This is a genomic window from Ruegeria sp. BE1, assembly GCF_056538885.1.
This window is the reverse complement of sequence record NZ_JBQFTY010000001.1, coordinates 624,098-644,282: the sequence shown is the minus strand read 5'-3', so window position 1 is coordinate 644,282 and position 20,185 is coordinate 624,098. Positions and strand designations below refer to the sequence as shown.

The following is a 20,185-nucleotide window of genomic DNA, read 5'->3' as shown; positions in this document are numbered from 1 at the left end:
ATGAAGTGGCGGGGAGACAGGGATTCGAACCCTGGGGACGCTCTCACGCCCAACGGTTTTCAAGACCGCCGCATTCGACCACTCTGCCACCTCCCCGCGTGGGGCCGGGTCTAAGGCCAAGTTGAAACGGTGGCAAGAGCAAATAGGGAAATCTCGCCTAAGCAGGCGCAGCGGTCTTTCCATGACACTTCGCTCGCGTTATTGTTTCCACGAGGACCGCAATAGACCGGCAAAACAGAACCGGCGATTGGCGGCGGGGGCAAGGTAAAACGCACCCCCCTTCAGGCAAGGGATGACGAAATGAAACGAGCGACTGAGACACGCGCAAACCCGCGATCATTAGCGGTGCTGTTCGTTGCATTGGCAGCGCTGTCCGGATGTGAAGAGGCCCTGTCGACAGATCAGGCAACCACGGACGGCGCGGATATTGCCGCGCAGGCCAACGAACCCATTGAACTGTTCCCCGGCTACAACAGCGACAAGGGTGAAACCGTTGAGGCACCAGAAGCCTTCAACACGGTTGAGGCTGGCCTTTGGGACGGTCGCCCCTCGCTGGGCGGGACATGGGTCGCCCATCCGGACGTCACCAAGCCCGAGCGTGTGGTGATCAAGAACCCCAAAAACAACAAATCCACGACGGGCGCCTTGTTCCGTCGCGAACGGGATCTGCCCGGACCTGCGCTGCAGCTTTCGTCAGAGGCAGCTGAAAAGCTGGGTATCCTGCCCGGTGCGCCGACACAGGTTCAGGTCACGGCCCTGCGACGTAAACCGGTTGAAGAGACAGCGCCCGAGCCCGAAGAAACACCGCAGACCGAGGTGGCCGAGGAAAAACCGGCAGATACTGCGCAGCAGGCCGATGCCCCGGCAGACACAGCAGAGACCGAACAACCCGCCAAGCGGAAATGGTGGCAAAAGAAGGAAACCGCTGCTGCAGCGGGCGCTGCTACTGCAGCCACAGCCGCCGCAACTGACACCGCAGCTGAGGCGGTCGAAGAGGTGACGGAAACGGCGGCTCAGGCGGCGCCAGCCCCCACGCTGACCGACCCCGAAGTCACCCCACCCGAAGAAAAGCCAGCGAAACGCAAATGGTGGCAAAAGAAAGAACCCGACGCGATCACGGAAACACCCCTCGATCCCATCGAAGGGGCCGCGGCGGCTATTGAAGCAGCGGAACCCACTCCGGTCGCGGCCACGGCTGCGGCCACCGAAGGGACGGCGCAGCGCGGGCTGACCAAACCCTTTGTGCAAGTGGGCACCTTCAACGTCGAAGCCAACGCCCAAAGCGCGGTCTCAAAGATTGAACGCAACGGACTTTCCGCCAGCATTCGTGAGTTGAAGACCGACGATAAAACAGTCTGGCGCGTGCTTGTCGGCCCGGCCCAAACCCGCGCCGAACGCAACGCCATCCAGAGCGACGTCAAAGACCTGGGCTTTAGCGACGCGTTCACTGTCAAAAACTGAAACAAAGGAGGCCGCCATGCTGTCCTCATTGCGATCATCTGTTTTGACCCTCGGGCTGGCGCTGTTTGCCCTTCCCGTTCACGCCTTTGATACGCAGGCCCGCGCGGCCTATGTGATCGATCAGACAACAGGAACCGTTCTGTTATCGAAAGATGCAGACCAGCCCCTTCCACCCGCATCGATGTCAAAACTGATGACGCTCTATGTAGCGTTTGAGGCGCTGCGCGATGGCCGTCTGACACTGAATGAAACCCTGCCCGTGTCCGAACATGCGATGAGCTATGGCGGATCGACCATGTTCCTGAACACACAGGATCGTGTCTCGGTCGAGGATCTGCTGCGCGGCATTATCGTTCTATCAGGCAATGACGCCTGCGTGGTGATCGCCGAGGCGCTCAGCCCGGATGGAACCGAGGCCGGGTTTGCCCGCTACATGACCCAACGCGCCAAGCAATTGGGCATGAACGCTTCAAACTTTGCCAACTCCAACGGTTGGCCCGCCGCAGGCCATATGATGTCGGTCCATGATCTGGCCGTGCTGGCAGACCGTCTGATTTCGGATTTCCCGGAATATTATCCTCTGTTTGCCGAGGAAGAGTTCGAGTTTGATGGCCGCGCGCCGTCAAACAAACGCAACCGCAACCCGTTGCTGCGGCTTGGGATCGGGGCGGACGGTCTGAAAACCGGCCACACGCAAGAGGCAGGCTATGGTCTGGTCGGATCCGCCAAACAGGGCGACCGCCGGGTGATCTTCGTTCTGACCGGGCTGGACAGCACCGGCCAGCGCGCAGAGGAGGCTGAGGCCGTGGTTAACTGGTCGTTTCGAAATTTTGTCGAGAGGACAGTTGCCAACGCGGACACGCCAATAGCGCAGGCCAAAATCTGGATGGGCGCACAAAAGACCGTGGACCTTGTTCCCCAAGAGGATCTGTCGCTGCTGTTCCCGGTTCTTGGTGACAAGAATGTCGAGGCCGAGGTTGTGTATGATGGCCCCATCAATGCGCCGGTCGAAAAAGGCCAGCAACTGGCCGAACTGGTAATCAAGCCCGAGGGTTTGCCCGAAATCCGCCGCCCTCTGGTCGCCGCGGAAAGCGTGCCCGCCGGCGGCTTTGTCGTGCGCATGATGACCGTGGGCGGTATCGTCCTGACCGACGTGATCGGCAATCCGCTGGACGCCTTGTGACCGGAGTGTTTCTGACCTTCGAAGGCATTGACGGATCAGGCAAATCCTCGCAGGCACGCAGGCTTGCGGACCATTTGCGTGATCTGGGCCACGAGGTTGTTCTGACCCGCGAGCCCGGCGGATCTGCCGGGGCAGAAGAAATCCGCCGTCTGGTTCTTGAGGGCGACCCGGATCGCTGGTCGGCCGAGACCGAGCTCTTGCTGTTCACCGCCGCCCGCCGCGATCATCTGGAGCGCACGATTGAACCCGCCTTGGCCGCGGGCAAGGTGGTGATCTGTGACCGTTTTGCCGACAGCACCCGCATGTATCAGGGCCTGTCACGCGGCAATCTGCGCGGGGTGGTCGATCAGTTGCACGAGTTGATGATCGGACGCGAACCTGATCTGACGGTGCTGATCGACATGGACCCCAAGCTCGGGCTGGCCCGCGCCAAAGGCCGACAGGGCACCGAAGAACGGTTCGAAGATTTCGGCATCGACCTTCAGGAAAAGATGCGCGCGGGTTTTCTGGCGCTGGCGGACGAATTCCCGGGCCGGTTCCGCGTGATCGATGGCAATCGGGACATGGACAGCGTTGCACAGGATGTGACAGATATCGTTCTGCAATCCTTGTGACAGACGATAGATGAGCGACGACACCCCTACCCCGGATCAGGCCCCCGGAGCCCCGCACCCGCGTGAAACCCAACAGCTGTTTGGCCAGACCGAGGCCGAGCAGGCGTTCCTTGGCGCCTATACCTCGGACCGGCTGCATCACGGCTGGCTTCTGACCGGCCCGCGCGGGGTGGGCAAGGCAACGCTGGCCTGGCGGATCGCCCGGTTCCTGCTGGCGACACCTCCGGCTGAGGATGGGCTGTTCGGTGCCCCACCGCCCCCCGAAACACTGGCGATTGACCCCGACCACCCGGTCGCCCACCGCATTCTCGCCGGGGCCGAGCCGGGGCTGGCCGCCATCACCCGCTCGGTGAACGATCAGGGACGGCTGCGGAATGAGATCGTGGTGGATGACATCCGCAAGCTGGGCAAGTTCTTCGGCCTGTCCTCGGCGGATGGCGGGCGACGTGTGGTCATCGTCGACTCGGCAGATGAAATGAACGTGAGCGCGGCCAACGCCCTGCTGAAAATGCTCGAAGAGCCGCCTGCCCGCACGACTTTGCTGCTGGTCTCGCATCAGCCATCGCGCCTGTTGCCGACGATCCGCTCGCGCTGCCGAACCCTGCGGCTGTCGCCGCTGGGGCCCGAGGATATGCAGGCCGCCCTGTCCCAAACCGGGGCCGAAATGCCAGCGCAAACCGATCATCTGGCCGCTTTGGCCGCCGGGTCCGTGGGCGATGCGGTGCGGCTGATCAATCTGGGCGGGCTAGAGATTTACGCGGAACTGATCGCTATTCTGGGCACCCTGCCCCGGATGGACCGTCAGCGCGCACTTGCACTGGCCGAAGCCGCCGCGCAACGCGGCGCGGCTGAGCGGTTTGAACTGCTGCTGACCCTAATCGACGTGGCCCTGTCGCGTCTGGCCCTGACCGGCGCAACCGGCACCCCCCCCGCGCCCGAGGCCGCCCCGCATGAGGCGGAAACGCTGGCCCGCCTGTCCGCGTCCCCGCAACAAGCGCGCCGGTGGGCCGAGGTTGCGGCGACAATCACAGCCCGCGCACGCCATGGTCAGGCGGTGAACCTTGACCCTGCCGCTCTGGTCCTAGATACGGTGTTCAAGATACAGGAAACCGCCGGTCAGAGCAGATGAGCGATACCCCCCAGATTACCGACAGCCATTGCCATCTGGACTTCCCCGATTTCGAAGGCCAACTGGACCAGATCGTCGCCAACGCGGCTGAGGCGGGCGTCACCCGCATGGTCACGATCTGCACGCGCCTGCGCAACGAACCCAGCGTCCGCGCCATTGCCGAGGCCCACGCACCCGTCTTCTACGCCGCCGGAACGCATCCCATGAGCGCGGCGGATGAACCGATGGCCAGCGTTGACGGGCTGGTGGCGCTGTCCCAACACCCCAAATTCGTGGGCATCGGCGAAACCGGGCTGGACTATCACTACACCGCCGACAGCGCCGAGGTTCAAAAGCAATCCCTGCGCATCCATATCGAGGCCGCCCAGCGCACGGGTCTGCCCCTGATCATCCATGCCCGCGCCGCCGATGACGACATGGCCCGCATTCTGGCCGAGGAACACCGCAACGCACCCTATTCCTGCGTGATGCACTGCTTTTCATCTTCGGCTGCGCTGGCCAAGGCTGCGTTGGATTTGGGCTTTTACCTGTCGATGTCCGGCATCGCCGCCTTCCCCAAAAGCCAGGAGCTGCGCGACATCTTCGCCACCGCGCCCGTTGACCGCGTTCTGGTGGAAACCGACGCCCCCTATCTGGCCCCGCCGCCCTATCGCGGCAAACGGAACGAACCCGCCTATACCGCCCACACCGCCCGCAAAGGGGCCGAGGTCTTTGGCATGGACTACGCCGATTTCGCCGCCCAGACGCAGGCCAATTTCGACCGGCTTTTCACCAAGGCCGCGACCTACAAGGCAGCTGCATGACCCAGCTGCGCTGCTCCATCCTTGGCTGCGGGTCCTCTGGCGGCGTTCCGCGGCTGGGCGGGCATTGGGGCGATTGTGATCCCGAAAACCCCCGAAACATCCGCCGCCGTTGCTCCATGCTGGTGGAACGCGACGGGCCGGACGGCACAACCTCGGTCCTGATCGACACCACCCCCGACATGCGCAGCCAGTTGCTGAGTACGGGCACCGGGCGGCTGGACGGGGTGGTCTATACCCATTCCCACGCGGACCATGTGCACGGCATCGACGACCTGCGCATGATCGTGTTCAACATGAAAACCCGCGTTCCTGTCTGGGCCGACGGAGACACGCAGAACGATCTGCTGGGTCGGTTCGGATACGCGTTCATCCAGCCCGACAGCTCTCCTTACCCGCCGATCCTGGACCTCAAGACCATTGACGGCCCGTTTGAAATCGACGGCCCTGGAGGCGCGATCCCTTTGCATCCTATCAAGGTGAACCACGGCACGATCGACGCACTTGGGTTCCGGATCGGCAAGTTGGTCTATCTTCCCGATGTTGCCGAGATTTACGACGACGCATGGCCGCTATTGGAGGGGTTGGATTGCCTTGTCATCGACGCCCTGCGCCGAACGCCCCACCCCACCCATTCGCATCTGGAAAAGACGCTGGGCTGGATCGATCAGCTGCAGCCCAAACGTGCTGTTCTGACCAACATGCATATCGATCTGGACTATGCCACGGTTGAGGCAGAGACCCCTGAACATGTCACCCCAGCCTATGATGGTCTGGTGATCCATCAGGCACTGTAACCTCTGCGCGTGCTGCCCTTCATATCCCCCAGGGGTGGCTAGATGCTGCAGAGCCTGATTGATGTCATCCTGCCGGTCTTTCTGGTCATCGGAGCCGGATACACAGCCACGGCGCTGGGGTATTTCAAAGAGGCCCATATCGATGGGCTGATGAAATTCACCCAAGGCTTTGCCATCCCCTGCCTGCTGTTTATGGCCATCGCGCATCTGGACCTGAGCGCCAGCTTTGATCCGCGTCTGCTGGCCAGTTTCTACATCGCGGCGGGCCTGTGTTTCACCGCGGGTCTGTTCGGTGCCCGTTTGATCTTTGGTCGCGAATGGGAAGATTGCGTCGCCATCGGCTTCTGCTGCCTGTTCTCAAACTCGGTCCTGCTGGGCCTGCCGATCACGGAACGCGCCTATGGCCCCGAGAGTTTGGCGGGCAATTATGCCATCATCGCCTTCCACGCCCCGTTTTGCTATGGCGTCGGTATCACCGTGATGGAGGTTGTGCGCAATCGCGGCAATGGCGGCGCGCGGATGCTACGCTCGGTTCTGTCGGCGATGTTTCGAAATGCGCTGATCCTTGGCATCGCACTGGGCTTTGCGGTCAACCTGTCGGGGGTCGGAGTACCCAATGTCGTCGACGACGCCCTGGCGCTGATCACACGCGCGGCCCTGCCCGGCGCGCTGTTTGCATTGGGCGGGGTGCTGGTCAAATACAAGCCCGAAGGCGACCTGCGCGCAATTGCCTTTGTCTGCGCCATCGCGCTAATGCTGCATCCGGGCCTTGTGTGGCTGTTCGGCACAACGGCGGGCCTGCCACAGGACCTGTTTCGCTCGGGCATTCTGACGGCTGCGATGGCGCCCGGGTTCAATGCCTATATCTTTGCCAACATGTATGGTCACGCCAAACGGGTCGCAGCCTCATCCGTGCTGGTGGGAACGGCTGTGTCGATCCTGTCCGTGTGGTTCTGGCTGACAGTTTTGGGCTGATTGGATTGACTTTGCCCGTCTGAACAACACCTATCGGGAAAGCAGACAGGACCAACAGAATGCCCCACGCCCTTATCGTTGCCCACGGCCAACCCTCAGCCCCCGCGCCCGCCGAGCAATCGCTGGCCGCCTATGCGGATGAGGTGGACAAACTGTGCAATGGTGTGACCGTCAGATCGGCGACTCTGGCCGCGCCGGGCATGTTCGAACACCGCGTGTCCGAACTGCCGGATGACGCCGTCATTTACCCGCTGTTCATGGCCAAGGGATGGTTCGTGACCAGCGCCCTGCCAAAACGGCTGGCGGGCAGAGAGCTGCGGATTCTGGATCCTCTGGGCGTTGATCCCGACCTTCCGGACCTGGTTTCAGCCGCCCTGAGCGACGAGTTGGCGCAGAAGAACTGGCAGGCGCAAGATACTGATCTGGTTCTGGCGGCCCACGGTTCCGGGCGCAGCCGCAACCCGTCGACGGTCGTGTATCAGTTCGCCGAAGCCATCGCCCAGCATCTGCCGTTCCGCTCCATCCGCCCCGGTTTTGTCGAGGAAACCCCTTCCATTGCCGAGGCCGCCGCAGACCTGTCTGCCCAATCCCTGTGCCTGCCCTTCTTTGCATGCACTGGCGGCCATGTGCTTGAGGACGTCCCTCAAGAGCTGAAGGCCGCCGCATTCAAAGGACAGGCCCTGCCAGTTGTGGGTGAGCTGACCCGAACCCGTCATCACATTGCCAACACCCTCTCGCGCGTGTTCGAGGGGGCCTGACACTCAGCAGGACACGCGTGGCGCCATGCCGTCACGCGCTGTGTTGTTTCCCGATCAGGTCCGAATAGAGGCAATGGCGCGACCTGCCTGCCCGTTTGGCCTCATACAACGCCTGATCGGACGCGTTAAGGATTTCGGCGGGTTTCAGGGATGGAAACTGAGGAGACAACGCCGAGCCGATGCTTGCAGAAATCTGGCAGGTCTGCCCCTTGTACACCATGGGTATCTGAAGCCGTTTGATCAGGCGCGACGCGATTGCCGACAGCACGTTCTTGTCGGATAATCCCTTGAAGATAATGACAAACTCATCCCCGCCGACACGCGCAACGGTATCATCGCTGCGCGTTTCTTCGACCATGATGCGCGCCGCCTGCTGCAACACGTAATCCCCTGCCGCATGCCCATATTGATCGTTGACCGATTTGAAAAAATCCAAATCCATATGCATCAGCGCAAAGGGCGCATTGCCCGCCACAAGATGCCCCAGCAAAACATCCATTGCCCGCCGGTTCTTGAGCCCGGTCAGTGTATCGGTAACCGCTTGTTCCTCGGCCGCCAGCATCGCCCCCTGCAACCGCAGGTTCAACGAACGCGACGCCTCCATCGCGGCGGATTTGGCCTCGACCAGATACAAAAGCTCAATCGCGAGGTCGGTGCCCGAGAAATCGGCACTGGTCAGGGCGTAATCGCGCACCGCATCCAGGATCGAGATACCGAAAGACAGGTTGATAACCGCCCCCCTTCCATTGGGCAAAGGCGCAATCAGCCCCTTGAGCGCGGTACGCGGTGTATCCCGAAATTTCAGGTGCAGTTTCGCCCCTGCCAGAGATGACAGCGCCGAAAGCGTCGTTACCGCGCGGGGACGAACCAGTTCGAATACATTCAGGAACTTTTGGCCCGCCAGTGGCTGGTCGGGGCGCAGTTTTTGCAGGGTCGGCCCCACCCGTGTGATCTGCCCGCTTTCATCGACCAGAACATACATCGGGCACAGCGTATCCAGCAAAGCTGCCAGTTCGCAGGTTTCCATCATGATTTCCGTGCCCCCAGATCGAAATGGCGCCCTTCGGCAAAGGCGCTTTCCACAAGAACGACCGAGATCACTTCGGCCTCCCCCTCTTGCCCGTCATGGGACAGGATGGCCAAAGCGCCGTAGTCATCCGCCATGGCGCGCAAAACCCCAACCATTACAATGGAATAGCCCGGCAGGCCGGGATGGCAGAGCAACTGGTATTCCGTCGGCCTGACCTCCAGCAGCTCAAGCATCGGCAGTGTCAGATCCGACACCGCCAGGCGGACACGGTCGGACAAGTCATCGAGGGAATGCAAAAACTCAACATAGGTCACACCGCCAAAGCGCAGCAGGCGGCGCAAATCCTCCATATTCGGGTGTGAGACCAGATAAGTCCCCAAGTCTTCGAGGATTTCAGCACGGGGCCGGTTCAGATGCGTGCACAGTGCGTCCATGACCTGCCCGGTTAGATCGTCGTCATAAACCAACATGGCCTCGAACTCGACAAAGCCCAAATCTGCCGCCTCAGTCACACGCAGCCAGCACGATTGCCCATAGGTCGCGCATACAAATGACTGTAGAGCCCGATTGATCAGACCATGCATAGGATGCCCCAGATTGGTTTCACGCCTAATCTGGCCCGACAATCCTTAACAAAACGCCAAGATCGTCCGGGCCAAAGGCCGACATGCCCAAAAGACGGCTTCGACGCCTTAGAAATCCGTCGGAGCGCCCCCTTCGGCCTTACGTCTGGCGACAAAATCGGCGAGTTCCTCGCGAATCCCATCATCCATAGCGGGCGGTTCAAAACTGGTGATGATTTCCTTGAACATGTGATGCGCACGTTGCGGCGTCCAGATACCGCCCGCAACGTTCCAACCCTCATAGTTCCTCCAATCGCTGAGGAAGGGCTGATAGAAGGCAGTGGTGTACCTGTCCTGCGTGTGCTGAATGCCAAAGAAATGGCCGTCATTTCCAACCGCGCGAATGGCTTCCAGCGCAATTTCATCCTCCCCCGTCGCAGTAATTTCCGGCTGCATATAGCGTTGGATTTGCTGCAATATTTCACAATCCATGATGAATTTCTCGGGGCTGGCGATCAGCCCGCCCTCAAGCCATCCGGCGGCGTGGTAAACCACATTGGTGCCAGACTGAACAGCAGCCCAGAGCGAGTTCGATGTCTCCCACACCGACTGCCCGTCAGGGACATTCGCCGCGCACACGCCCGAAGACCGCATGGGCAGGCCGTAATACCGCGCCATCTGCCCGGTCATCTGGGTTGAACGCATGTATTCGGGCGTTCCAAAGGCAGGCGCGCCGGATTTCATGTCGACGTTCGAGGTGAATGTCCCGATCACGCAAGGGATGCCCGGACGCACATATTGGAACAGGGCAATCGCGCACAGCGCCTCGGCCAGCGATTGCGCCACCGCCCCGGCCATTGTCACAGGCGCCATGGCCCCGGCCAGCGTGAAGGGCGTGACCACAATCGCCTGTCCCCGTCGCGCCAAACGCAAACATCCATCAATCATCGGATGGTCATGCTTTAGCGGCGAGGTGGAGTTGATGTTGGTATACATCCGCGGCGTGGCCTCGAACTCTTCGTGACTCAGACCACCGGCGATGCGCACCATCTCCATCACGTCTTCGACACGCTCTTTGCCCAGCGAATAGGCATGCATCGCCTTATCCGTCAGCGTCAACTTGTCATACAGAACATCCAGATGGCGGATGCTGGCATGGAGATCGACCGGCTCAACCGGATAGCCCCCGGCAAAGTGAATGCAGTTGAAATACTGGGTCAGCTTCAAAAGGTTCCGGCACATCTCACGATTGCCGGGCACCTTGGTGCCGGTTTCCAGGTCCCAATAGTTCGGAGGCGAAGACACGTTTCCGAACAAGATGTTGCGTCCACCGATTTCGATCTTTCGATCCGGGTTGCGCGGCGTGATGGTGAAGCTGGACGGGGCCTTACCCACCATTTCCATAACGAAATCACGGCCCATCCGAACATTGTCGCCATCAATCGTGCACCCGGCCTCGCGCAAGATACCGATGGCCTCTTCGTTGTAGAACTCGATCCCGATCTCTTCGAGGATGCGCATGGCCCCTTCGTGAATCGCCTCGATCCCCGCCTGATCCAGCGGCTCGGTCGGGCGGTCGATATTGACCGGAGGGTTCCATGGCATCTGATCGATCACTGCGGTGCCTCGACGCTCGGCCGCGCCGGCCCGTCCTCCGCTGCGACGTCTGCGTGATGTTCTGTCAGCCATGTGGTCCTCCGGCACTTACATATCCCCATGCAAGCCCCGAAGTCCGGCCGTGGCCGCTCTGTCTGCGACCGAAAATGTCGGTTTTCAAACGCAAAGCGCCGAAAATTATCTTTATCCGGTCAGTTTTTTGCCAACCAGCCGGGAATATGCCCAATATCCGGCAACACAACATCGGCCATGGGCGCCAGCACTTCGGCCGAGGCCATCCCCGTCAAAACACCAATTGTCGCCATACCGGCGGCACGCCCGGCCTGCAAATCATGCAAGCTGTCACCCACCATAGCGATCCGCTCGGGCGATACGTCCACATGGGATGCAAAGGCCAGCAGCTGGCCCGGACCCGGCTTGTACCCATGCCCGCTGTCATACCCGGCAATAAAATCGAAATGATCCCGGATACCGACCGACTCCAAATGCTGCAACGCGGGCATTTCGCCATCATTCGTCGCCACACCCAGCTTGAGCCCGGTCTGCCGCAACCCCTCCAGAAACGGCACCAAAGGCACCGCCTGCGCCTGCGGCGCGGCGGCTGATTCGGTGTTCATCACACCGACCAGCGCATCCTGCGTCATATGCGGCAGATGCGGGGCCAGAGCCTCGGCGATTTCTTCGACCGTGCCCGCAACGACCACGCTGTCTGCAGAATAGCTCACGCTCTCCAGATCGAAGCCGATGATCTGTCCCAGCTCAGCTGCACGCGCGGGATCACCGTCGGCCAACCGCAACACCATGTTGCGGCCAAAAGCGCCCCAGGTATTGGCAAAATCAAATAAGGTTCCGTCCTTGTCGAACAGGATCGCGTCGATGGGCATAAAGTGCTCCTGATAAAGAAAGGCGGCTCAGGTCCAGTGGATGTCGGCACCGCCAGATAACACCGCGCGGGCCTGCCCCGGCAAGTCGTAAGCGACAGCATTCGCATCGCAAAATGAAATCACCCACGAATCGTCCATCATGAGAAACTCCAGCACCGAGCCCAGAAATTCGGGCTCAGCCGCCCGATCCCGCAGGTCACTGGCAGATGCGCCCGTAGACCCCAGAAAAACAGGCAGTAATTCATCGTTACCGACCAGCCAGCTTAGCACCTTCAGCGCCAGGGTTTCGGCAGATTGGGCAGAGAGCGCCATAAAGAAGCCCCTAAATCAGGTCTTGGAAAGGGTTTGTTAACCAGACTCATAAACACTTTGGCAACGCATGCAATCAATGGTGACTGATATGTCGGTACAGGGAACGATCCTTGTCCTGGACGGGACTTCTACCAATCGCATTATGCTGAAGGTCCAGTTAACGGCCGCCTGGTACCACGTGGTGCAAGGCGAGCGCCTACATGGTCTTGCCGGTTTGTTGCGGCGGTCCAAGCCTGATCTGGTGCTGACATCTCAAAGCCTGCCAGACGGCACGGCTGCGGATGTCAAAAGGCTGGTTCAGGCCAACCCCGATCTGGCCGGGGTGCCTGTTGTCGCGATTGCCGCGCAAAATGACAAAGCCGCCCGGTTGAAAGCCTTGTCAGACGGGTTGGATGACGTTCTGGAGCATCCTTTCAAAGATACCTTCCTGTTGGCGCGCGTGCGCAGCCTGCTGCGTGCCCGCGCCGAGACTCAGGATTTGCACATTGGCAACAGTTCTCATCCCATCGGCTTTGCAGAACATGGTGCCGCCCCCATATCACCGCCGAAACCCGCGCGTGTGGCTGTCCTGACAAGTACGCCGCGCATCGGAGCGCTTTGGCAAAACGCCATGACCAAAACGACCGAGCATAAATTGATCGTACACACAGCGACAAACCTGCAGGACATTCTGTCTGGACCAGTGCCGGACGCAATCGTATTCGAAATCAACGCCGGGGCGGCAAGCCTCAATATGCTGGCTGACCTGAAATCCCGCAGCACAACACGGCACACGGCCCTGATCGGAATACTGTCCGACAAGAACGCCGCGGCCGCTTCCGAGGCGCTGGATCGCGGTGCTGATGCCGTCTGCCTGGACGGGTTCTGCGCGGATGAGGTTGTTTTGCGGCTGAAAGGCCAGATTGCCCAGAAAAATCAAAAGGATCAGCTACGCGCCTCGCTGCGGCGCGGGTTGGTCGACTCTTGGGTCGACCCTTTGACCGGGTTGCACAATCGCCGCTATGCCATGCGGGCGATTGACCACATTGCACAGCAGTCCAGAGGCAACGGCAAAGGCTTTGCGATCATGTTGGCTGATCTGGATCATTTCAAATCGATCAACGATACCTTTGGGCATATGGGCGGAGACCGCGTCCTGACCGAGGCCGCCATGCGCATGAAAACCGCCTTGGGGCCTGCAGGATTCGTGGCCCGGATCGGAGGTGAGGAGTTCATGATCGGCTTGCCCGAAGCCACACAGGCCGACGCTCTGAAAATGGCGCGTAACCTATGCGATTGCATTGGAGAGCAGCCATTTAACCTGCCCGACGCAACCGACACGATCCCTATTACGATCAGCATCGGGTTAATCGCAATCACCCCCGGCACATCGGCGCGATCCTACCAGCCTTCTCAGATGGAAAGATTAATCAAATCGGCCGATAGCGCGCTTTATGCCGCAAAATTAGCAGGGCGCAATCAGGTCCGGGCACAGCAGATCGCCGCCTGAGACGGTCAGTCCTTGTGCTTGCGCCCGTGTTTCCTGCGGTTGACCACCTCTTGCAGCCGGTCCGCATAGGTCTGACGCTCAGCATCTGACATGGCGGTGATCCGCTCCAGCCATTCGTCCTGCAAGGCGTTTTGCAGCTCGGCCATGGATTGCGCCTGCTGCTGCAACAAAGCCTCAACCACTAAGGGATCAAACGGTTCGGCCCGCAGGGCGGCCTCAAGCGCGGCAAAGTCCTGCGACCTCATTTTTGCGCCTCTGACATGCCTGTCTGACAGTTCACTGCGCAGCGCCTTGCGGTCCTCTTTCGGCAGTGCCTTATAAAGCGCCGAGCCAAATCCGGGCGGGGCTTTACCGTGATCGCCCCCTTTGACCCGATAGGCCGTGCCCAGAGCAACGCCAACAATCAGCAGGTTCAGCGCCAGCGACACGGCCAGCAAGACCGTCACCCACCGCCGTTTGGGTTTGGTGCTATCGCTCATTCGGCGTCCTCCAGAAAAGTTGTGTCCAAACCCAGATCAGCGGTCACAAAGCTGATGTCCTGCGGATAAAAGATCGTCGCCGGGTCCGGCAAAAAGGCAGGAGCCGAAAAGCCAATCCAAACCCCCGCTGCGCTGGCTGCAACAAGTCCACCCATGCTCTGCCAGCCTCCAAGCCCGTCCAAAAACCGCCCCCAAACCGACCGTTGCGGCGCCGGGGGTTTCAAACGATCCAAGCGCACGGATTCGGCATCCGTCTGAATGCGCACTGCCAGATCATCCGGCAGCTCGGGTCTGGCTTGCCGCGCCTGGGCAAACAACTGATCCAGGTCCATTTCATTCTCAGCCATCGTCATACCCCAGTTCTTGTTGCCGTCCGGCCAGAATGGCGGCCAGGGCCCGTTTGCCACGTGCGGTCAGGCTTTCCACCGCTTCGGTCGAAACTCCCATAATCCCCGCGATCTCGGGGTTGGGCAATTCCTCGATATGCCGCAATATGACCGCCTGTCTCTGGCGATCCGGCAACTGCGCCAACGCATCCTGCAAAGCATCCCGTCTGGCGGCCTCTTGTAAACGATCCGCCGCGCTCAGCTGATCATCTTCGGGCTCAGGCACATCATCCAGACAACCCGGCCGTTTCTTGCGCTGAATGTCCACACACAGGTTCAGCGTCACTCGATACAGCCATGTCGACACCTTGGCCTGCCCCGGCACCCAGTTCGGCGCCATCTGCCACAGCCGCATCATCGCGTCCTGCGTCACATCCTCGGCCTCGGCCCGGTTGCCAAGCATCCGCATGGCCACCGACAGGCATCTGGGTGCAAGCCGCTCGGTCAATTCCCGCGCCGCGGCGGCATCGCCCTCGGCAAACTGACCCAGCAGCGCGTCATCAGACGCGCCCGCGACGTTGCACACGCCGCGGGCCTCTTGCAGGGGGGAGGTCAGATCCTCCATCCTTCATCAGCTGTCGTCAGAGTCCGACTTTTTGTGCTTCTTGTGCTTGCGGCCCATCCGGTCCTTGGCATCTGCATATTCCTGCTCTGAGATCGTCCCGTTGTTATCCGCGTCGATACGGTCAAACATCTTGCCAGCGCGGCGGGGTTTGGGCAACTCGTCTTCGCTCAGAAAACCGTCTTCGTTGGCGTCGTGTTTTTCGAACATCTTCGTCACACGCTCATTGGCTTTTTGCTGCGCGGCGGCCTGCATCTCGTCGACGCTCAACTGGCCATCACCATCGGTATCGGCTTGGGTGAAACGCTGATTGCGATGTGCTTCCATTTCCTCTTGCGTCACCTGACCGTCAGCATTTGCGTCCAGTTCCTGAAAGCTCACAGGTTCGCGATCTTTCGGCCCGGCAGCCAGAGCGGAGGTTCCGGTGATTGCAACAGCCGAGATCACGATGGCAGGAATGAATTTGGCGCTTTTCATGTTGATTTTCCTTTGCTTAGCGGCCCCATCGCCGCGTCTTACAAATCTTAAAACGGCCCGGGCGGCGCGTTCCGTCGCAAAAATCTGAAAAAAGTTCTGCGCCCTGCTGCTGCGCATCGCGGCACAAAGCGACGCACCCCCCTTTTCTACAGGCCCAATCCGGCGCATTATCTGCACCAATCAAACGCGCGAGTTTCAAAATGACAGATCAAGTGATCGACACCACGGCCGAAGATGATCGGCCCACATGGCCTGCCCTTGTCAAAGGGTTTCGCTGCCGCTGCCCGAAATGCGGCGAAGGCAAGGTTTTGCAGGGCTATCTGAAGGTCCGTGACAATTGCGACAGTTGCGGGCAAGAGCTGTTCCACCATCGCGCCGACGATGGCCCGGCCTATCTGACCATTTTGCTGGTCGGTCACCTGCTGGCCCCGGCCCTGCACGTCACCTATGTCGAGTTCCGCCCCGAACCGATGACCATGTTCCTGATTTTCGCCATCGGCTGTACCGCGCTATCGCTGTTTTTGCTGCCGCGATTGAAAGGCGCAGTTGTCGCCTATCAATGGGCGCGCCGCATGCATGGCTTTGAAAAGGCGGACTGATCCGCACATTCGGATCAACCAACCTATGTCAGAAGACAAAACAGCGATACGAAACGCAGCGACGGTCATCGTTTTACGGGACCGTCAGACTAATCCATCGATTCTGATGGGACAGCGCGGCGCAAAAGCCGCGTTCATGCCCAATAAATTCGTCTTTCCCGGTGGCGCGGTCGACGCCGAGGACGCAGCCATTCCGCTGGCCAGCGCGCTGCCACAGCTGTGTCAGGATCGGTTGCGCGAAAGATCGGAACCGGGGCTGGAAAACGCCTTGGCCGCAGCCGCGATCCGAGAGTTGTGGGAAGAGACCGGCCTGATCCTTGGCCTGCCCGGCACTTGGGATACCCCGCCTCAAGACTGGCAGGGTTTCGCGTCAATGGGGTTCCGTCCGGCAGCAGACGCGCTGCAATTCGTGTTCCGGGCCGTGACCCCTCCGGGTCGTCCCCGTCGGTTTGACGCGCGGTTCTTTCTGGTGGATGCGGATGCGATCCAAGGCGATCTGGACGACTTCAGCCGCGCCTCGGATGAGCTATCGCATCTGCAATGGGTTCCGCTGAACCGCGCCCGCGATCTGGACTTGCCGTTCATCACCGAAGTGGTGCTGGCCGAAGTCGCGGCCCGGGTCGCAACCCCCGAACCGCCGGAAACAGTGCCCATGTATCTGCATAAAGAGGAACAAAGCCTGTTCCTCCAGCTCAAAGGCTATCCCATGCCAGACGCTGACTAAAGCGTTCGGGTTTAACTTGAGACACGAATACCCTGCCACGCCTGCGGCGTTCTCGGGACATTCGTGTCACAGAGTGATTCAGGTAAAATCCGAAACGCTTTAGGCGTCACTTCATCCGGCTGATCACTGTTGTGACTTCGGGCTTTTTGCCGATCTCGGCCCGGGCCGTCTGACGCACGATGCGGCGCATCGCCTCTTCCAGCTTGTCATCATCGCGCAGGGTCTTGGCATCCGCCCGCATCAGGAACTGGTTCAGGTCTTCTTCCAAAACCTCGACCAATGCCGCCTTGGAGGTGCCGATCTCGGACAGGCCCATCGTATCGCACCACGGCTCGCCCAGCGGCTCGTTTTCCTCGTCCAGAATGACCGTCACCGTCACGTGCCCGTTCAGCGCCATGCGGATACGATCCCGCACGATCCCGTCCAGCGCGCCGACTTTGACCGTTCCATCGAGATAGGTGCGCCCGGTCTCAACGTAATCCGTCACTTTCGGCGCATTGCCCGTCAGGTCCAGCATCGTGCCGTTCACCGCCAGAACGCCGGTGCGACCACCGGCCTCGGCCAGTTTGACATGCTCGCGCAGATGGCGATGCTCCCCATGCATCGGGATCACGATCTGTGGGTTAATCAAACCGTGGACCTTTTCAAGATCGGGGCGGTTCGCGTGGCCGGACACGTGGTAGCGGCCCGAGCTGTCATCCACCACATCCACGCCCTTTTCGCTGAGTTGGTTGATGATGAAAATCACACCGCGTTCGTTGCCGGGGATGGTTTTGGAGGAAAACAGGAACAGATCGCCTTCTTTCAACTCAATCCCGCGATATTTGCCCCGCGCCAGTTGCGCACTGGCGGCGCGACGCTCACCCTGGCTGCCGGTCACGATCAGCATCAGGTTCTGGCGCGGCAGCTCCACGGCTTCTTCGGCGCTAATAACCTTGGGAAAGTCGGACAGGATGCCGGTTTCCGTTGCCGCCTCAATCATCCGCCGCATGGCCCGACCCAGCAGCACGACTGAGCGCCCTGCCCGCTCGCCCGCCTCGGCCAGCGTTTTCACGCGCGCCACGTTCGATGCAAAGGTTGTCGCCACAACCATGCCCTCGGCGCTTTCGACCAGCTTGGTGATCTCGGGGCCGACCTCGGATTCCGAACGGCCAGCATGGGGTGAGAACACGTTGGTACTGTCGCACACCAGCGCCTTGACGCCGGGCTTGGCAACTTCGGCCCAGAGATCGGGGTCAAAGGGCTCACCCACCACCGGGTTGGTGTCCAGCTTGAAATCCCCTGAATGCACGATCCGCCCTTCGGGTGTGTCGATCACCAGCGCGGCGCTTTCGGGGATCGAGTGGGACACCGGCAGGAACCCGACCTTGAACGGGCCGACCAAGATTTGCTCGGGCCAGGCCGAGGCTGTATGTACCGCATCCTCGGAGTGGCCGTGTTCTTCCATCTTGCGGCGGGCGATATTCGCGGTGAACGCCCGCGCATAGATCGGCGCGCCCAACGCCTCATAGCAATGCGCAACTGCACCCACATGATCCTCATGTGCGTGAGTGACAAACACGGCCTCAAGCTGATCGGCGCGCTCTTGCAGCCACGAAATATCCGCATAGATCAGATCAACGCCCGGAGTGGTGTCCATATCGGGGAAAGTCACGCCCAGATCCACCAGGATCAGACGCTCCTGCCCCGGCTTGCCATAGCCATAGACATAGGCATTCATGCCAATTTCACCGGCGCCGCCCAGCGGCAGATAGATCAGTCGTTCGCTGCTCATGTTGAGCCATTTTCCTTGTTATAGCGATGGATCACGGTCAGCCCGTGCATCGTCAGATCATCTTCGATCACGTCAAACCCGACATCCGCCTGATCGAACAAAGGCGCAAGCCCGCCGGTGCCAACCACTTTCATCGGCATGCCGTATTCCGCCCTGATGCGGGCAATCAGCCCCTCGATCAATCCGGAATAGCCCCAATACACGCCGGATTGGATACAGCCAACCGTATTTGTGCCAATTACTTTTTCCGGCCGGGTGATGTCGATATGCGGCAACGCGGCCGCCCCTTGGTGCAACGCCTCAAGGCTGAGGTTCACACCCGGCGCGATGATGCCCCCCACATAGGCCCCGTCCGAGGCAACCACATCGAAATTCGTCGCCGTGCCGAAATCCACCACAACCACATCACCGCCATGCCGGTCAAACGCCGCAACGGCATTGGCCAGACGATCCGGGCCGGGAACAGTGCCCTCATCCACGCGGGGCGGCACCGGCAACAGGCAATCGGGTTTGCCCACAACAAGCGGGCGACAGCCAAAGAACCTGTCTGCAAAGATACGCAGGTTGAACACCACGCGCGGCACGGTCGAGGCGATGATCACATCGGTAATGTCCGCCTCGATCCCGTAATGTTTCACCAGCGTTGAATACCAGGTGAAATAAGCATCCGCCGTGCGCGAATGATGGGTCGAGGTCCGCAGGGTGCACAGAAACTTCTCGCCATCCCAGATCGAGAACACGGTGTTGGTGTTGCCGCAGTCAATTGCCAGAAGCATCTGCGCCTCCTTCAGAAAAACACGTCCGCCGCAGGGATGCTGACACGGCCTTTGGCGGTCTTTAGGACAAGGTTGCCGCCCGAGTCCACGGTTTCAAAGGTTCCCACCGTCTCGGACGTTGAGGTCCGGGCGGTGATCACCTCTCCCAGCCGCGCCGCGCGGGCCAGCCAGGCGGTGCGGATCGGCTCGAACCCATAGGTCACGAATTGGGTTTCATAGCGCGCATAGGCCACAGCCAGTTCGGTCAGGAAATCCTCGGGGATCACAGCCGCGCCGGTTTCCGACAGCAACGAAACGGGCCGCACCGCGCTTTGTTCAACCGCATAGGCGGGCGGGGCCTCGGACAGATTCACGCCAATACCGATGGCCAGATGAGATAACTGCCGCCCCTGCCCGGTGCTTTCCAGCAGGATACCGGCCAGCTTGCCGCCATTCAGCAGCACGTCATTGGGCCATTTCAGCGACAGCCCTGCGGCCCGTCCTGTCACCGCAACACAGGCGTCAAACAAAGCCAACGCCGCCACAAAGCTGCGCAGCGCCGCCTGTTCCGGATTGCCCTGAGGTCTCATCAACAGCGTCGTGGCCAGATTGCCCTTGGGATTGGCCCAGGCTCTGCCCCGCCGCCCACGTGCGGCCGTCTGGTGATGCGCCATGATCCAGACAGGGCCGGGCGCGGTCGGCGCAAGCCGGGCGGCCTCATTCAGGGTGCTGTCGACCTCTTGCACGATGTGCAGGCCATATCCTTGCGGCCAGGCTGTCATGGTAAAAAGGCCCGGTCCACCGACCGAGCCCCCCT

General features: G+C 60.6%; 23 protein-coding genes and 1 tRNA gene. 11 read left to right on the top strand and 13 right to left on the bottom strand.

Annotated features, from left to right (window positions below):
* Positions 1–6 precede the first annotated feature (6 nt).
* Positions 7–96: transfer RNA gene (locus tag ACR0J5_RS03230), tRNA-Ser, on the bottom strand.
* Positions 97–300: 204 nt separating this feature from the next.
* Between ACR0J5_RS03230 and ACR0J5_RS03225 the strand changes: the two genes are divergently transcribed.
* From ACR0J5_RS03225 to ACR0J5_RS03190, 8 genes are read left to right on the top strand one after another with little or no spacing between them, the layout of a single operon-like run.
* Complete coding sequence (locus ACR0J5_RS03225) at positions 301–1,461, top strand: SPOR domain-containing protein (RefSeq protein ID WP_480650408.1); 1,161 nt, start codon at positions 301–303, stop codon at positions 1,459–1,461.
* A 16-nt stretch (positions 1,462–1,477) separates the two neighbouring features.
* The gene (locus tag ACR0J5_RS03220; RefSeq protein WP_480650407.1) at positions 1,478–2,644 is read left to right on the top strand and encodes a D-alanyl-D-alanine carboxypeptidase family protein; all 1,167 of its coding nucleotides are present in this window, start codon (positions 1,478–1,480) and stop codon (positions 2,642–2,644) included.
* A complete protein-coding gene (gene tmk / locus ACR0J5_RS03215; RefSeq protein WP_480650406.1) occupies positions 2,641–3,258 on the top strand; it encodes a dTMP kinase in 618 nt (205 codons plus the stop codon). Before ACR0J5_RS03220 ends, tmk begins: the two co-directional genes overlap by 4 nt.
* Positions 3,259–3,268: 10 nt before the next feature.
* On the top strand, positions 3,269–4,387 hold the full coding sequence (locus ACR0J5_RS03210; protein ID WP_480650405.1) for a DNA polymerase III subunit delta': 1,119 nt from the start codon (positions 3,269–3,271) through the stop codon (positions 4,385–4,387).
* Positions 4,384–5,190, top strand: a complete 807-nt coding sequence (locus tag ACR0J5_RS03205; RefSeq protein WP_480650404.1) for a TatD family hydrolase — start codon at positions 4,384–4,386, stop codon at positions 5,188–5,190. Before ACR0J5_RS03210 ends, ACR0J5_RS03205 begins: the two co-directional genes overlap by 4 nt.
* A complete protein-coding gene (locus ACR0J5_RS03200; RefSeq protein ID WP_480650403.1) occupies positions 5,187–5,984 on the top strand; it encodes an MBL fold metallo-hydrolase in 798 nt (265 codons plus the stop codon). The genes ACR0J5_RS03205 and ACR0J5_RS03200 overlap by 4 nt, the downstream gene beginning before the upstream one ends.
* Positions 5,985–6,026: 42 nt before the next feature.
* Positions 6,027–6,959 (top strand): AEC family transporter, encoded by a 933-nt coding sequence (locus ACR0J5_RS03195; RefSeq protein ID WP_480650402.1) that lies wholly within the window; start codon positions 6,027–6,029, stop codon positions 6,957–6,959.
* A 59-nt stretch (positions 6,960–7,018) separates the two neighbouring features.
* Positions 7,019–7,717, top strand: a complete 699-nt coding sequence (locus ACR0J5_RS03190; protein WP_480650401.1) for a CbiX/SirB N-terminal domain-containing protein — start codon at positions 7,019–7,021, stop codon at positions 7,715–7,717.
* A gap of 31 nt (positions 7,718–7,748) precedes the next feature.
* Here the strand turns inward: ACR0J5_RS03190 and ACR0J5_RS03185 are convergent, their stop codons facing one another.
* The 5 genes from ACR0J5_RS03185 to ACR0J5_RS03165 all read right to left on the bottom strand — a co-directional run bounded on the left by ACR0J5_RS03185 (position 7,749) and on the right by ACR0J5_RS03165 (position 12,123).
* A complete protein-coding gene (locus tag ACR0J5_RS03185) occupies positions 7,749–8,747 on the bottom strand; it encodes a GGDEF domain-containing protein (protein ID WP_480650400.1) in 999 nt (332 codons plus the stop codon).
* Positions 8,744–9,331: a heme NO-binding domain-containing protein gene (locus ACR0J5_RS03180; protein WP_480650399.1), complete on the bottom strand. Its 588-nt coding sequence runs from the start codon at positions 9,329–9,331 to the stop codon at positions 8,744–8,746. The genes ACR0J5_RS03185 and ACR0J5_RS03180 overlap by 4 nt, the downstream gene beginning before the upstream one ends.
* 108 nt (positions 9,332–9,439) lie before the next feature.
* Positions 9,440–10,999, bottom strand: coding sequence for a trimethylamine methyltransferase family protein (locus ACR0J5_RS03175; RefSeq protein WP_480650398.1), 1,560 nt, complete (start codon positions 10,997–10,999; stop codon positions 9,440–9,442).
* A 119-nt stretch (positions 11,000–11,118) separates the two neighbouring features.
* Positions 11,119–11,811, bottom strand: coding sequence for an HAD family hydrolase (locus tag ACR0J5_RS03170; RefSeq protein ID WP_480650397.1), 693 nt, complete (start codon positions 11,809–11,811; stop codon positions 11,119–11,121).
* Positions 11,812–11,838: 27 nt separating this feature from the next.
* Positions 11,839–12,123 carry a DUF3572 domain-containing protein gene (locus tag ACR0J5_RS03165; protein WP_480650396.1) on the bottom strand — a complete coding sequence of 95 codons (285 nt, stop codon included), beginning with the start codon at positions 12,121–12,123 and terminating at the stop codon, positions 11,839–11,841.
* Between the two features lie 76 nt (positions 12,124–12,199).
* On the opposite strand from ACR0J5_RS03165, the gene ACR0J5_RS03160 reads away from it, so the two are divergent.
* Complete coding sequence (locus ACR0J5_RS03160; RefSeq protein ID WP_480650395.1) at positions 12,200–13,612, top strand: diguanylate cyclase; 1,413 nt, start codon at positions 12,200–12,202, stop codon at positions 13,610–13,612.
* A gap of 5 nt (positions 13,613–13,617) precedes the next feature.
* Here the strand turns inward: ACR0J5_RS03160 and ACR0J5_RS03155 are convergent, their stop codons facing one another.
* Genes ACR0J5_RS03155 through ACR0J5_RS03140 form a run of 4 tightly spaced genes read right to left on the bottom strand, consistent with a single transcriptional unit; the run spans position 13,618 to position 15,516 of the window.
* Complete coding sequence (locus tag ACR0J5_RS03155) at positions 13,618–14,091, bottom strand: periplasmic heavy metal sensor (protein ID WP_480650394.1); 474 nt, start codon at positions 14,089–14,091, stop codon at positions 13,618–13,620.
* Positions 14,088–14,438, bottom strand: coding sequence for a hypothetical protein (locus ACR0J5_RS03150; RefSeq protein ID WP_480650393.1), 351 nt, complete (start codon positions 14,436–14,438; stop codon positions 14,088–14,090). The genes ACR0J5_RS03155 and ACR0J5_RS03150 overlap by 4 nt, the downstream gene beginning before the upstream one ends.
* Positions 14,431–15,042, bottom strand: coding sequence for an RNA polymerase sigma factor (locus tag ACR0J5_RS03145; protein WP_480650392.1), 612 nt, complete (start codon positions 15,040–15,042; stop codon positions 14,431–14,433). Before ACR0J5_RS03145 ends, ACR0J5_RS03150 begins: the two co-directional genes overlap by 8 nt.
* 6 nt (positions 15,043–15,048) lie before the next feature.
* On the bottom strand, positions 15,049–15,516 hold the full coding sequence (locus tag ACR0J5_RS03140; RefSeq protein ID WP_480650391.1) for an EF-hand domain-containing protein: 468 nt from the start codon (positions 15,514–15,516) through the stop codon (positions 15,049–15,051).
* A gap of 200 nt (positions 15,517–15,716) precedes the next feature.
* Between ACR0J5_RS03140 and ACR0J5_RS03135 the strand changes: the two genes are divergently transcribed.
* Positions 15,717–16,115, top strand: a complete 399-nt coding sequence (locus ACR0J5_RS03135) for a DUF983 domain-containing protein (RefSeq protein ID WP_480650390.1) — start codon at positions 15,717–15,719, stop codon at positions 16,113–16,115.
* A gap of 25 nt (positions 16,116–16,140) precedes the next feature.
* The gene (locus ACR0J5_RS03130; protein ID WP_480650389.1) at positions 16,141–16,839 is read left to right on the top strand and encodes an NUDIX hydrolase; all 699 of its coding nucleotides are present in this window, start codon (positions 16,141–16,143) and stop codon (positions 16,837–16,839) included.
* A 106-nt stretch (positions 16,840–16,945) separates the two neighbouring features.
* Here the strand turns inward: ACR0J5_RS03130 and ACR0J5_RS03125 are convergent, their stop codons facing one another.
* The 3 genes from ACR0J5_RS03125 to ACR0J5_RS03115 are packed head-to-tail and all read right to left on the bottom strand — an operon-like array spanning position 16,946 to position 20,150.
* Positions 16,946–18,613: a ribonuclease J gene (locus ACR0J5_RS03125; RefSeq protein WP_480650388.1), complete on the bottom strand. Its 1,668-nt coding sequence runs from the start codon at positions 18,611–18,613 to the stop codon at positions 16,946–16,948.
* Complete coding sequence (locus ACR0J5_RS03120) at positions 18,610–19,389, bottom strand: type III pantothenate kinase (RefSeq protein ID WP_480650387.1); 780 nt, start codon at positions 19,387–19,389, stop codon at positions 18,610–18,612. The genes ACR0J5_RS03125 and ACR0J5_RS03120 overlap by 4 nt, the downstream gene beginning before the upstream one ends.
* Before the next feature lie 11 nt (positions 19,390–19,400).
* Positions 19,401–20,150 carry a biotin--[acetyl-CoA-carboxylase] ligase gene (locus ACR0J5_RS03115; RefSeq protein WP_480650386.1) on the bottom strand — a complete coding sequence of 250 codons (750 nt, stop codon included), beginning with the start codon at positions 20,148–20,150 and terminating at the stop codon, positions 19,401–19,403.
* Between the last annotated feature and the right edge of the window lie 35 nt (positions 20,151–20,185).